We start from the raw sequence: 11,473 nt of genomic DNA on the forward strand, positions 1-11,473 counted from the left end.
GGCCTCGTCCCTGCCGAGGCCCGGCGTTCAGCCCCGCGTCACAGCGGCACCACGCCCAGCCGGTCGAGGAACCGGAAGAAGAGGTGCTCAGCCACCCCGTCGTCTCCGGTGCCGGCACCGGGATCGGCCGCCAGCACCTCCGCCAGTTCCCCGGCGTTCGCGGTGCGTCCGGCCTCCGCGGCCCAGGCGACGGCGCGTTCGGCGGCGTCGTGGGGTTCGAGGAAGTAGTCCTCCAGGGTGAGCCCCTCCTTCTCGGCGCCCAGGTATCCGGCCATCGCGGTCCGCGCCAGACAGGTCGTCCACGCCCCGCTCTCCGGGGCCGCCGCCTCCACGACCACACAGTCGCTGTCCATGACGTACCCGAACAGCGCGGGCGCGCCGGTCTGCCCGGCCAGGTCGTTCATGTTCCCGACGTCTCCGTCGCCACCGGGGAACTCCCACACCTGCCAGCCCTCCGGCGCGGACAGGCGCAGGGTCATGTCCGCGGCGCCCGACAACGCATCCAGTGCAGAAAGCGGCCGATCGGCGCGGCCCACGACGAAATACCCCCAGTAGCCCATGTCCCGGTCCCCCCGGCGTGTTCGGTTCGGCTCGTCCACAGACCACCACAGCCGTGCGCGGGTCCGCAGCCGGATCGGGCAATCCGCGTGCCGTCCGGGGCGCCCCGGGCGGGCCCCGGGTCAGTCGAGCCGGTTCGCCAGCGCCCTGAAGTCGGCCCACGACAGCTCGGGCTTGTCCGGGTCCCACAGCTTCTGGACCGTCGCGGCCAGCGGCAGCCGTATGCCGTCGGCGACCTGCTCCTGCGTCTGGGCGTTCGGCAGGTCGCCCCAGACCGCGAAGCTGCCGCCGAGTATCTGGTCGTCGTACCGGGCGTCGACCGGCTGCGTGCCGCGCAGCACCCGCGGGGTCCACTGCTCGTAGATGCGCTCACCGGTCGGGTAGACGAAGGTCTGCGGCTCGCCGAGCACGTAGTAGAGGAACTCGTCGTTGTAGTTGAGGACCTCGCGGCCCGCGCCCAGGTACTCCGCCGGCTGCCGGGCGCCGATCTCCTTGCCGGTCCAGTAGGCGACCTTGAGGTCCTTCAGGGGCTCGACGGAGGTGTCCTTGAAGAAGCCGTCGTTCCAGGCGCGCGGGGTTCGGTCGTGGGCCTGGACGGTCCTGGCCCGGTCGTTCAGCCAGTCGGTCGTGAGGTCGGCGACGGTGCCGCCGGAGCCGTACGCCTCGCGGGCGGCGGCGGCCAGCGTCGGGTAGGAGGCCTCGGGGTCCGGCACCACGAGTGCCTGGTACTCGTCGGCGCCCAGGTGGAACTGGGAGCCGGGGAAGAGGTCGGCGTACTCGTCGAGCAGGTCGTCGACGATCTCGGCGGCCTCCGGCTTGGAGATGTCGATGGCACCGCGCGTGGCCCTGCCCTGGGCGTTGCGCAGTTGCAGGTCGGGGTGGGCGGCGATCACGGCGCCGAGGTGGCCGGGCGAGTCGATCTCGGGGACGACGGTGATGTGGCGCGAGGCGGCGAGATCGATGATCTCCTTCATCTCGGCCTTGGTCAGGTGGTCGTCCGAGACGATCTCCGGGTGCGAGTCGGACTCGATGCGGAAGGCCTGGTCGTCGGAGAAGTGCAGGCCCAGCTCGTTGAACTTCAGGTCGCCGAGCTCGCGTATCCGGTCCTTGATCCAGTCGGCGTCGTAGTGCTTGCGCGCGATGTCGAGCATGAACCCGCGGCGCGGCTTGTCCGGTTCGTCCTTCACGACGCCCTCGGGCGCGGTGCCGCCGCCGTCCACCGCCTGTTTGAGGGTGCGGGTGCCGTAGTAGACGCCCGCCTCCGCGGGCCCGCTGACGGTGACGCGGCCGTCGCGCACGGTCATGCTGTACGACTCCGGGTCGGCGCCCTCGTCCTGCTTCACCTCCAGACGCAGGTCGCCGGCGCGCTCGTCGTCCTTCTCCCCCGCGTACGTCAGCCCCAGCTCGCCGGCTATCAGGCGCCCCTCGTCGGCGAGGCCGCGCTCGGCGACGACGACGCGGTGGCCGCGTTCGGGCTGCCAGCCGGGGCCGCGGGCCGGGGTGTGGTCGCGCACGGCGGGTATGGTGCGCGGCTCCTCGGACAGGGCATAGGAACGGCTGGGGCCGGGCGGGGTGGAGGGCGCCGCCGCCTCGTCGGAGGACAGGGCCGCCGCCGGCCCCGCCGGCCCGCCGTCGCTTTCACCGTCGGTGGCCCACAGGCCGACTCCCGCACCGAGCGCGGCGACCGCCGCACCGGCGATCACGGCCCGCTGCCTCACCTTGTGCGCCGGATTCCGGCGTCCGTGCTGGCTCACAGCGCCAACCTAGGGCCGTGAGCTTCACCATGCGTCCACCACATGTTCTGAAACTCTCCCGTTCGGGTGAAATTCGAGCAACGGACGGACACGTGCTGCCGTCACTCGATAACGTGACGGCACACCTTTCGCACAATCCCCTGCCGACACACACGTGACGCCCACAAGGATCCACGCTGCCTGCGCACCGTCTCCCAGACCTCCCCGGCCGAGTGGCCATACCGGTACCGATGCAAACCCGCGCCACACCGGTAACGGCCCCCTCGCTGGAGCACTTCAACACCGCTCCCGAGGACGAGGCCGTCCAGACCCTTCTGACCTGCCTGAACAGCCGCGACTGGGCCCACCGCCTCACCGCCCACCGCACCTACCCGGACCTCCCCTCCCTGCTGGCGGCGGCGGACGAGGCGGCCTACGACCTGTCCCCGGACGGCCTGACGGAGGCCCTGGCGGCGGAGGCGCTGCCGACCCTGCCGGAGGACACGTACGCGGCGGCCCACACGGCCCTGAGCGCGGCCACCGCGGCCTACGAGAGCCGATTCGGACACGCGTTCGTCATCTGCCTGGACGGCATGCCCGCGAGCGAGGCCCTGGACCACGTGCTCGAGGACATCCGGTCACGATTGGCGAACGATCCGGAGGAGGAGCGCCTGGTGGCGGCGGACGAACTCCGGCGCCTGGCGAGGGCGCGGCTGTCCCACCTGCTCCGGGACCGCGAGCTGTAGGGATACGCGGCTCCGCCGCGCGGACGCGGGCCACCACCGACCAGCCGCACCCGGCGCACCGCTCGAATCCGCACCCGGTGGCCGCCCGGTGGCCCACCCGCCGCCGCTCCTTTGAGTGCAAGTTTGATCACAACGGCAGGCCCGCCGTGAGCGCCGCGGGCAACCGTCGCTACCATGCTGGGGGCCGGTGGACCGTACCCGGCCGGGCCCGACCGACAAGGAAAGCCGGCGCGGCCCCAATCCCCGCTCCCGGAGGAAATTTCCGTGCCGGCTGGAACGCTGTACCGCGGCCGGGAAGGAATGTGGTCCTGGGTGGCTCACCGAGTCACCGGCGTCCTCATTTTCTTCTTCCTGTTCGTTCACGTGCTGGACACCGCACTCGTCCGTGTGTCCCCCGAGGCCTACGACACCGTCGTGGCCACGTACAAGTCGCCGATCGTCGCGCTGCTGGAGTACGGCCTCGTCGCCGCCATCCTCTTCCACGCGCTCAACGGTCTGCGCGTCATCGCCGTCGACTTCTGGGTCAAGGGCGCCCGCTACCAGAAGCAGATGCTCTGGACCGTCGTCGCCCTGTGGGTCGTGCTGATGATCGGGGCGATCTACCCCGTCCTCGGCCACGCCGCTCGTGAACTGTTCGGGAGCTGACGCCAATGTCCACGACTGAATCCCCCGCCACCGGGATCGGCCCCGTCGAGGGCGCCTCCCTCTACACGGCCGACAACCCGGCGCCGCTGATCGAGCCGCCCCGCAAGCGCACCAAGAAGTCCCCGAAGTCCACGCGCGGCAACTTCGAGATGGCCGCCTGGCTCTTCATGCGCCTGTCCGGCGTGGTGCTGGTCGTCCTGGTCCTCGGTCATCTGCTCATCCAGCTGGTGCTGGACGGCGGCGTCTCGAAGATCGGCTTCGCCTTCGTGGCGGGCCGCTGGGCCTCGCCCTTCTGGCAGGTCTGGGACCTCCTGATGCTCTGGCTCGCGATGCTGCACGGCACGAACGGCCTGCGCACGGTCATCAACGACTACGCGGAGCGTCCGAACACCCGCCTGTGGCTCAAGGGCCTGCTCTACACCGCCACGGTGTTCACCATCCTGCTGGGCACGCTGGTGATCTTCACCTTCGACCCGAACATCCGCTAGGCACGGGGCTGCGAAAATCATGAAGGTACACAAGTACGACACCGTCATCGTCGGCGCCGGTGGCGCCGGTATGCGGGCCGCCATCGAGGCGACCAAGCGCAGCCGCACGGCCGTCCTGACGAAGCTCTACCCCACCCGCTCCCACACGGGCGCCGCGCAGGGCGGCATGGCCGCCGCGCTGGCCAACGTGGAGGAGGACAACTGGGAGTGGCACACCTTCGACACGGTCAAGGGCGGTGACTACCTGGTCGACCAGGACGCCGCCGAGATCCTGGCGAAGGAGGCCATCGACTCGGTCCTCGACCTGGAGAAGATGGGCCTGCCGTTCAACCGGACGCCCGACGGGACGATCGACCAGCGCCGCTTCGGCGGTCACTCCCGCAACCACGGCGAGGCCCCGGTCCGCCGCTCCTGCTACGCGGCCGACCGCACCGGCCACATGATCCTCCAGACGCTGTACCAGAACTGCGTCAAGGAGGGCGTGGAGTTCTTCAACGAGTTCTACGTCCTGGACCAGCTGATCACCGAGGTCGACGGCGTCAAGAAGTCCGCCGGCGTCGTGGCGTACGAGCTGGCCACCGGTGAGATCCACGTCTTCCAGGCGAAGTCCGTGATCTACGCCTCCGGCGGCACCGGCAAGTTCTTCAAGGTCACCTCGAACGCGCACACGCTGACCGGTGACGGCCAGGCGGCCGTGTACCGGCGCGGGCTGCCGCTGGAGGACATGGAGTTCTTCCAGTTCCACCCGACCGGCATCTGGCGCATGGGCATCCTGCTGACGGAGGGCGCCCGCGGTGAGGGCGGCATCCTCCGCAACAAGGACGGCGAGCGCTTCATGGAGAAGTACGCGCCGGTCATGAAGGACCTCGCCTCGCGCGACGTCGTCTCCCGCTCCATCTACACGGAGATCCGCGAGGGCCGCGGCTGCGGTCCCGAGGGCGACCACGTCTACCTCGACCTCACCCACCTCCCGCCGGAGCAGCTGGACGCCAAGCTGCCCGACATCACGGAGTTCGCGCGCACCTACCTCGGCATCGAGCCCTACACGGACCCGATCCCGATCCAGCCCACCGCGCACTACGCGATGGGCGGCATCCCGACCAACGTCGAGGGCGAGGTCCTCGCGGACAACACCACCGTGGTCCCGGGCCTGTACGCCGCCGGAGAGGTCGCCTGCGTCTCCGTGCACGGCGCCAACCGACTGGGCACCAACTCGCTGCTGGACATCAACGTCTTCGGCAAGCGGGCCGGCATCGCCGCCGCGGAGTACGCCCAGAAGGCGGACTTCGTCGAGCTGCCGGAGAACCCGGAGTCCCTGGTCGTCGAGCAGATCGAGCGGCTGCGCAACTCCACCGGCACCGAGCGGGTGGCGACGCTCCGCCGCGAGCTGCAGGAGTGCATGGACGCCAACGTCATGGTGTTCCGCACCGAGCAGACGATCAAGACGGCCGTCGAGAAGATCGCCGAGCTGCGCGCCCGGTACAAGAACGTGGCGATCCAGGACAAGGGCCGGCGGTTCAACACCGACCTGCTGGAGGCCGTCGAGCTGGGCAACCTGCTCGACCTGGCCGAGGTCATGGCGGTGTCCGCGCTCGCCCGCAAGGAGTCGCGCGGCGGTCACTACCGCGAGGACTACCCCAACCGCGACGACGTCAACTTCATGCGCCACACCATGGCGTACCGCGAGGTGGGCGACGACGGCGCCGAGTCCATCCGGCTCGACTACAAGCCGGTCGTCCAGACCCGCTACCAGCCGATGGAGCGTAAGTACTGATGGCTACCCCTGTCATGGAGAAGAGCGACAAGGCCCCCGAGCCCGGTTTCGCCGACTCCCCGTACATCACGGTCACCTTCCGCGTCCGGCGGTTCAACCCGGAGGTCTCGGCCGAGGCGACCTGGGAAGACTTCCAGCTGGAGATCGACCCGAAGGAGCGCGTCCTCGACGCGCTGCACAAGATCAAGTGGGACCTCGACGGAAGCCTCACCTTCCGCCGTTCCTGCGCGCACGGCATCTGCGGGTCGGACGCCATGCGGATCAACGGCAAGAACCGGCTGGCCTGCAAGACGCTGATCAAGGACATCAGCCCCGAGAAGCCGATCACGGTCGAGCCCATCAAGGGCCTGACGGTCCTCAAGGACCTCGTGGTCGACATGGAGCCGTTCTTCCAGGCGTACCGGGACGTGATGCCCTTCCTGATCACGAAGGACACCAACGAGCCGACGCGTGAGCGCCTGCAGTCCGCCGAGGACCGCGAGCGCTTCGACGACACCACGAAGTGCATCCTGTGCGCCGCCTGCACGTCCTCGTGCCCGGTGTTCTGGAACGACGGGCAGTACTTCGGCCCGGCGGCCATCGTCAACGCCCACCGCTTCATCTTCGACTCGCGCGACGAGGCCGGCGAGCAGCGGCTGGAGATCCTCAACGACCGCGACGGCGTCTGGCGCTGCCGCACGACCTTCAACTGCACGGACGCCTGCCCGCGCGGCATCGAGGTCACCAAGGCGATCGCGGAGGTGAAGCGGGCGCTGATCACGCGCCGCTTCTGACGTCCGCCGACTGACGACGCCGTACGTCCGCGAGGGCCCCGTTTCCGCTGGAGACGGGGCCCTCTGGCATATGCCACACCATCGGGTGAAGGGCGCCGCGACGGACGTGAGGGCGCCCGCCGCCCTACGACGATGGTCTCGACACCAGCCCCTGGGAGGCACGCGATGTCCGCAGCATCCGTCGGGCTGCCCCACGGCGGACTTCCGCTGATCGCTGAGGCGAACCGTCTCATGGACCGCAATCCGGGCTACCGCGTCGCGATCACCGGAGGCCGGCTCGTCGTGACCCCGCCACCGGACGTTCCGCACTCGCGGGCCCTCACCACACTCATGCGCCCGTTCATCGCATCGGGCCTTGACGACGGTGAAACCGAAGTACACCAGGGCATCGGTCTCCGGCTGCCCATGGACGCCGAGCACTACGCGATCCCGGACCTGGCGATCGTGGACACCGACATCGAAGATCACCCCGACTGCGCCGACTACTCCACCCACCGCGTCCACTCCCCCGGTGAGACCGTCACCCTCCCCGGCTCCCTCGGCGCCGAGGTCACCCTGGACGTCGCCGAGATCCTTGCCGCCGGACGGAGTAAGCCCGCACCCGGGCAGGGCTGACAATCAGCCGTTCCGGGCGATGACCGTCCTAGCCTGACACCATGTCAGATGACGAGTCGTACGAACTGCTCGGGTTCGACAACGTGCTCCTGCCGGTCGGGGACCTCGCGGAGGCCGTCGGCTTCTACGAACGCGTCGGCTTCCCGGTCGCCTACCGGCTCGACGAGGCCGGCATCGCCCTGCTGAAGGTGGGGGGCGAGACCCCTGGCCTCCTGCTGCGGGTGGAGGAGGAGTTCGGGCGTCAGCCGCCGCTCTGGCCCTCCGCCCGGGTGTGGCTGGAGGTGACGGACGCGCGCAAGGCGGCCCGTATGCTGCGCGACGCCGGCGTCCCGCCGCTCGACGAACCGTTCCCCGTGGCCACCGGCTGGACCGTCGAGTTCGCCGACCCGTGGGGCAACGTCATCGGCCTCACCGACTACTCCAAGCGTCCGGAGCTCGGCCGGCGACCGTAACCGCCGCCCGTCACCGGTCGCGTGACGCGGACCACTCCCCCGTTGAGTTGAACACGTTCAAAAGCAGGTCTACAGTCAGTCCCGTCAGCGTTTTGAACGCGTTCAAGAAGGGGTGGGGCATGGACCGCACCGTCATCGCCTACGTCATCTACCTGGTCGTCAGCATCGGTCTGACCGTCTGGGTGGCCCGCACGCTCAGCCGCAACGGGCGGGTCTTCCTCGCCGACGTCCTGCACGGCAACGAGAAGCTCGCCGACGCCGTCAACCACCTCCTGGTCGTCGGCTTCTACCTCGTCAACCTCGGCTTCGTCGCCCTCTACCTGAGCGGCGACGAGACCGTCACCGACACCCGCGGCATCTTCGAGGCGCTCTCGACCAAGCTCGGCGTGGTGCTCCTGGTGCTCGGCGCGATGCACCTGGGCAACGTGTACGTGCTCAACAAGATCCGGCGGCGCGGCATGATGGAGCGGGAGCAGGTGCCGCCGGTCCCGCCGCAGGGCTGGGTGGCCCCGGCGGCCGGGGCCTGAGCCGATGACGTCCGCTCCGACGACGGCCGGCGCCCCGGTGCGCCGGCTCACCGTCCTCTACGACGCCGAGTGCTCCCTGTGCACCCACGTACGGGACTGGCTGCTGCGGCAGCCGCGGCTGGTACCGCTGGAACTGCTCCCGGCCGGGTCGGACGAGGCCCGGCGGCGGTTCCCCGGACTCGACCACGGCGCCTCCCTGGAGGAGGTCACCGCCGTCGGTGACGGCGGACAGGTCTACCGGGGCGCCGCCGCCTGGATCGTCGTCCTGTGGGCGCTGCGCGCGCACCGCCGGCTCGCCCACCGGCTCAGCACGCCCACCGGGGCCAGGCTGGCCCGGGGGGCCGTCCTGGCCGCCGCCAAGTGGCGGGGCGGACAGCGGCGGTGGGGCGGCAACGGCTACCGGCGCGCGGACGGCTGGGTGTACGAGCCGGGCCTCGGCTGGACGTACCGTGGGCCCGGCTGTGACGACGGCGCCTGCGCCACTGGCTAGGCTCTGGTCCCGTGCCTGCGAAGAACGACGGCCCCGACGACGGTGCCCCCCTCAGCAAGTCCGAGCAGACCCGCGCGCTGATCCTGGAGACGGCCATGCGGCTGTTCCAGGAACGCGGTTACGACCGGACGACGATGCGGGCCATCGCCCAGGAGGCCGGGGTCTCCGTCGGCAACGCCTACTACTACTTCGCCGGCAAGGAGCACCTGATCCAGGGCTTCTACGACCGGATCGCGGCCGAGCACCGGGCCGCGGTCCGGGAGGTCCTGGCCCGGGAGACCGACCTGGAGGCGCGGCTGGCGGGCGTGCTGAAGGTCTGGCTGGACATCGCGACGCCGTACCACGAGTTCGCGGTGCAGTTCTTCAAGAACGCCGCCGACCCGGACAGCCCGCTCAGCCCGTTCTCCCCGGAGTCGGAGCACGCGCGCGTGGAGGCCATCGGCATCCACCGGTCGGTGCTGGCCGGCGCGAAGACCAAGGTGCCGGAGGAACTGCGGGACATCCTGCCCGAGTTGATGTGGCTCTCCCAGATGGGCCTCGTCCTGTACTGGATCTTCGACCGCACGGAGGGCCGCGAGCGCAGCTACCGCCTCGCCGAGCGCGGCGCCCGGCTCACCGCGCGGGGCGTCGTGCTGGCCCGCTTCCGCGTGCTGCGCCCGCTGGTGCGCGAGGTGCACGAGCTGTTCACGGACTTCCTGCCCGGGATGACGAAGGCCCTTCCCGACCCCGCGGCCAGGAAGGCCGCCGATCAGGCCTGACGCGACGCCAGCTCGATCACGGTGATGTCCGAGGGCGCCCCCACGCGGGTGGGCGGGCCCCAGGCGCCCGCGCCGCGGCTGACGTAGAGCTGGGTGTCGCCGTAGCGTTCCAGACCGGCCAGTGTCGGATTGGCGGCGCCCGCGATGAGGTTGCCCGGCCAGAGCTGGCCGCCGTGGGTGTGGCCGGAGAGCTGGAGGTCGACGCCGTGGTCGACGGCGTCGTGGATCTGCACCGGCTGGTGGGCGAGCAGCACGCACGCGCGGGCCCGGTCCCGGTCGCCGAGGGCGCGGGCGTAGTCGGGGCCCTGGCCCTCCTCCTCGCCCGCCACGTCGTTGACGCCGGCCAGGTCGAAGTGGGGCAGCTCGGTGCGGGCGTTCTCCAGCGGGAGCAGGCCGAGCCGCCGCACCTCGGCGACCCACTGCTCGGCGCCGGAGAAGTACTCGTGGTTGCCGGTGACGAAGTACGCGCCGTGCCGGGCCCTGAGCTGTGCGAGCGGGGCCGCCGCCGGGCCGAGGTCCTTCACGCTGCCGTCCACCAGGTCGCCGACGACCGCGACGAGGTCGGGCTGCGTGGAGTTGATCGTGTCGACGACCTTCTGCGCGAAGCCCCGGCCGAGCACCGGACCGAGGTGGATGTCGCTGACCACGGCGATGCGGAAACCGTGCGCCGCGCGCGGCAGCTTGGCCAGCGGCACGGTCACCCGCTTCACCCGCGGTCCGTTCAGGACGCCGTAGGTGCCGTAGCCGACCGTTCCGACGGCCGCCGCGGCGGCGGCACCGGCGACGACGCGGGAGACGAAGAGGCGGCGGGAGGGCACGGCCAGGGGGCTCGCGGGGGTGGCTCCGGGGGCGGCGCCGTCGGTGACCGGCGTCACAGGTGCCTCGGATGCCTCGGGCGCCTCGGGCGCCTCGGGCGCCTCGGCTGTCCTGGGCGCCTCGGGTGTCCTGGGCGCCTCGGGTGTCCTGGGCGCCTCGGGTGTCCCGGGCGGGGCCGTCGCGGCCGGTATGCGCTCCGCGTCCTTGGCCGGCGCCACCAGCGGCTCCGGGCGCGTCTGCCGCGCGGCCGCCCGGCGCTCCAGCAGCCGCCGCAGCAGCGGGCGTACGACCTCGCCCGCCAGCACCGCCAGCAGCAGGTAGATCGACAGCGCCAGCCACAGGAAGCCCGGCCAGGCCAGGACGCGCTGGAGCCAGAAGGGGGCGCCCGTGCGTTCGGCGACCAGCGCGCCCACCGCCAGCGCCCAGCCTCCGGCGAGCACCACCGCGCCGACGCGGCGCACGGGGCCGGGGCCCCGGGTCGTGTCGCGGAACAGCCGCCGCCACACGTACCAGTTCGCCGTGACGACCACGCCCACCACGGTCAACGCGACGAGCGCGAAGACGACCACCATGCCGCCGTATCCCCTCCGTTGTGACGCCGCGACGCCTATGACGTTCGGCGCAGTGCGCGCAGTCCGCGCAACCCGATGACCCCGATGGCCGTCCCCCATACGAAAGAGACGACGGCGAGCAGCAGGTGCACCCAGAAGTAGGCCGTCGGGTCGCCGTCCTCGAAGGCGAGCCCGCTGCTGTCCTTGATCAGATTGTTGACGAAAGTGATCCAGATGATCCAGCTCCACACCCCGAAAACGAGCAGGAACCAGGAGACGGGGCGGCTGAGCTTCACAGAAACGGACCTTTCCTCGCATCACCGTGCCCCCCTGACCGACCGGGGGTCCGGGGGTTGTCCCCCCGACGGGCACGGCACCGCTCCAGTATCGCCGCCGGGCGCCCGGATCCGCGCGCGGGGTGGGGAGGGGGGTGGGAGCGCGCCGCTGCCGGACGGTACGTTCTCGCTCGTGCCCGCACCCAAGAAGGCCCTCAGGCGATCCCTGACGGTCACCTCCGCCGCCCTGACCGCTGTCGCCGTCCTCTCAC

At 70.9% G+C, this 11,473-nt stretch carries 14 protein-coding genes; 10 read left to right on the top strand and 4 right to left on the bottom strand.

Annotated features, from left to right (window positions below; genetic code table 11):
• Positions 1-38: 38 nt before the first annotated feature.
• Positions 39-560: a hypothetical protein gene (locus KUM32_RS27330; RefSeq protein WP_217144634.1), complete on the bottom strand. Its 522-nt coding sequence runs from the start codon at positions 558-560 to the stop codon at positions 39-41.
• A gap of 120 nt (positions 561-680) precedes the next feature.
• Positions 681-2,261 (bottom strand): glycoside hydrolase family 20 protein, encoded by a 1,581-nt coding sequence (locus tag KUM32_RS27335; protein ID WP_217144672.1) that lies wholly within the window; start codon positions 2,259-2,261, stop codon positions 681-683.
• A 281-nt stretch (positions 2,262-2,542) separates the two neighbouring features.
• Here KUM32_RS27335 and KUM32_RS27340 point away from each other — a divergent pair, with 281 nt between their 5' ends.
• The 10 genes from KUM32_RS27340 (at position 2,543) to KUM32_RS27385 (ending at position 9,559) form a co-directional block, all read left to right on the top strand.
• On the top strand, positions 2,543-3,037 hold the full coding sequence (locus tag KUM32_RS27340) for a 2-oxo-4-hydroxy-4-carboxy-5-ureidoimidazoline decarboxylase (RefSeq protein WP_217144635.1): 495 nt from the start codon (positions 2,543-2,545) through the stop codon (positions 3,035-3,037).
• A gap of 264 nt (positions 3,038-3,301) precedes the next feature.
• Positions 3,302-3,682 carry a succinate dehydrogenase, cytochrome b556 subunit gene (gene sdhC / locus KUM32_RS27345; RefSeq protein WP_217144636.1) on the top strand — a complete coding sequence of 127 codons (381 nt, stop codon included), beginning with the start codon at positions 3,302-3,304 and terminating at the stop codon, positions 3,680-3,682.
• Positions 3,683-3,687: 5 nt separating this feature from the next.
• Positions 3,688-4,170 carry a succinate dehydrogenase hydrophobic membrane anchor subunit gene (locus KUM32_RS27350; protein WP_217144637.1) on the top strand — a complete coding sequence of 161 codons (483 nt, stop codon included), beginning with the start codon at positions 3,688-3,690 and terminating at the stop codon, positions 4,168-4,170.
• 19 nt (positions 4,171-4,189) lie between these two features.
• Positions 4,190-5,944, top strand: a complete 1,755-nt coding sequence (sdhA, locus tag KUM32_RS27355; protein ID WP_217144638.1) for a succinate dehydrogenase flavoprotein subunit — start codon at positions 4,190-4,192, stop codon at positions 5,942-5,944.
• Positions 5,944-6,717, top strand: a complete 774-nt coding sequence (locus KUM32_RS27360; protein ID WP_029394386.1) for a succinate dehydrogenase iron-sulfur subunit — start codon at positions 5,944-5,946, stop codon at positions 6,715-6,717. The genes sdhA and KUM32_RS27360 overlap by 1 nt, the downstream gene beginning before the upstream one ends.
• Before the next feature lie 165 nt (positions 6,718-6,882).
• The gene (locus KUM32_RS27365; protein WP_217144639.1) at positions 6,883-7,332 is read left to right on the top strand and encodes a Uma2 family endonuclease; all 450 of its coding nucleotides are present in this window, start codon (positions 6,883-6,885) and stop codon (positions 7,330-7,332) included.
• Between the two features lie 41 nt (positions 7,333-7,373).
• The gene (locus tag KUM32_RS27370; RefSeq protein ID WP_217144640.1) at positions 7,374-7,784 is read left to right on the top strand and encodes a VOC family protein; all 411 of its coding nucleotides are present in this window, start codon (positions 7,374-7,376) and stop codon (positions 7,782-7,784) included.
• Positions 7,785-7,903: 119 nt separating this feature from the next.
• A complete protein-coding gene (locus tag KUM32_RS27375) occupies positions 7,904-8,311 on the top strand; it encodes a hypothetical protein (RefSeq protein ID WP_217144641.1) in 408 nt (135 codons plus the stop codon).
• Between the two features lie 4 nt (positions 8,312-8,315).
• Entirely contained in the window at positions 8,316-8,801 is a 486-nt protein-coding gene (locus tag KUM32_RS27380) for a thiol-disulfide oxidoreductase DCC family protein (RefSeq protein ID WP_217144642.1), read from the top strand.
• A gap of 11 nt (positions 8,802-8,812) precedes the next feature.
• Positions 8,813-9,559 carry a TetR/AcrR family transcriptional regulator gene (locus KUM32_RS27385; RefSeq protein WP_217144643.1) on the top strand — a complete coding sequence of 249 codons (747 nt, stop codon included), beginning with the start codon at positions 8,813-8,815 and terminating at the stop codon, positions 9,557-9,559.
• Here the strand turns inward: KUM32_RS27385 and KUM32_RS27390 are convergent.
• Both KUM32_RS27390 and KUM32_RS27395 read right to left on the bottom strand, forming a co-directional pair.
• Positions 9,550-10,947 carry a metallophosphoesterase gene (locus KUM32_RS27390; protein WP_217144644.1) on the bottom strand — a complete coding sequence of 466 codons (1,398 nt, stop codon included), beginning with the start codon at positions 10,945-10,947 and terminating at the stop codon, positions 9,550-9,552. The two genes, KUM32_RS27385 and KUM32_RS27390, sit on opposite strands and share 10 nt — an antisense overlap.
• A 35-nt stretch (positions 10,948-10,982) precedes the next feature.
• Positions 10,983-11,222, bottom strand: coding sequence for an SCO4848 family membrane protein (locus tag KUM32_RS27395; RefSeq protein WP_217144645.1), 240 nt, complete (start codon positions 11,220-11,222; stop codon positions 10,983-10,985).
• Positions 11,223-11,473: the final 251 nt, after the last annotated feature.

This window comes from Streptomyces sp. AC627_RSS907, from assembly GCF_019049165.1.

Coding starts and splice junctions, on each gene's coding strand:
- KUM32_RS27350 (WP_217144637.1), top strand. CDS start 3,688: ATGTCCACGACTGAATCCCCCGCCACCGGGATCGGCCCCGTCGAGGGC.
- KUM32_RS27375 (WP_217144641.1), top strand. CDS start 7,904: ATGGACCGCACCGTCATCGCCTACGTCATCTACCTGGTCGTCAGCATC.
- KUM32_RS27340 (WP_217144635.1), top strand. CDS start 2,543: ATGCAAACCCGCGCCACACCGGTAACGGCCCCCTCGCTGGAGCACTTC.
- KUM32_RS27330 (WP_217144634.1), bottom strand. CDS start 560: ATGGGCTACTGGGGGTATTTCGTCGTGGGCCGCGCCGATCGGCCGCTT.
- KUM32_RS27390 (WP_217144644.1), bottom strand. CDS start 10,947: ATGGTGGTCGTCTTCGCGCTCGTCGCGTTGACCGTGGTGGGCGTGGTC.
- sdhA (WP_217144638.1), top strand. CDS start 4,190: ATGAAGGTACACAAGTACGACACCGTCATCGTCGGCGCCGGTGGCGCC.
- KUM32_RS27370 (WP_217144640.1), top strand. CDS start 7,374: ATGTCAGATGACGAGTCGTACGAACTGCTCGGGTTCGACAACGTGCTC.
- KUM32_RS27365 (WP_217144639.1), top strand. CDS start 6,883: ATGTCCGCAGCATCCGTCGGGCTGCCCCACGGCGGACTTCCGCTGATC.
- KUM32_RS27360 (WP_029394386.1), top strand. CDS start 5,944: ATGGCTACCCCTGTCATGGAGAAGAGCGACAAGGCCCCCGAGCCCGGT.
- KUM32_RS27380 (WP_217144642.1), top strand. CDS start 8,316: ATGACGTCCGCTCCGACGACGGCCGGCGCCCCGGTGCGCCGGCTCACC.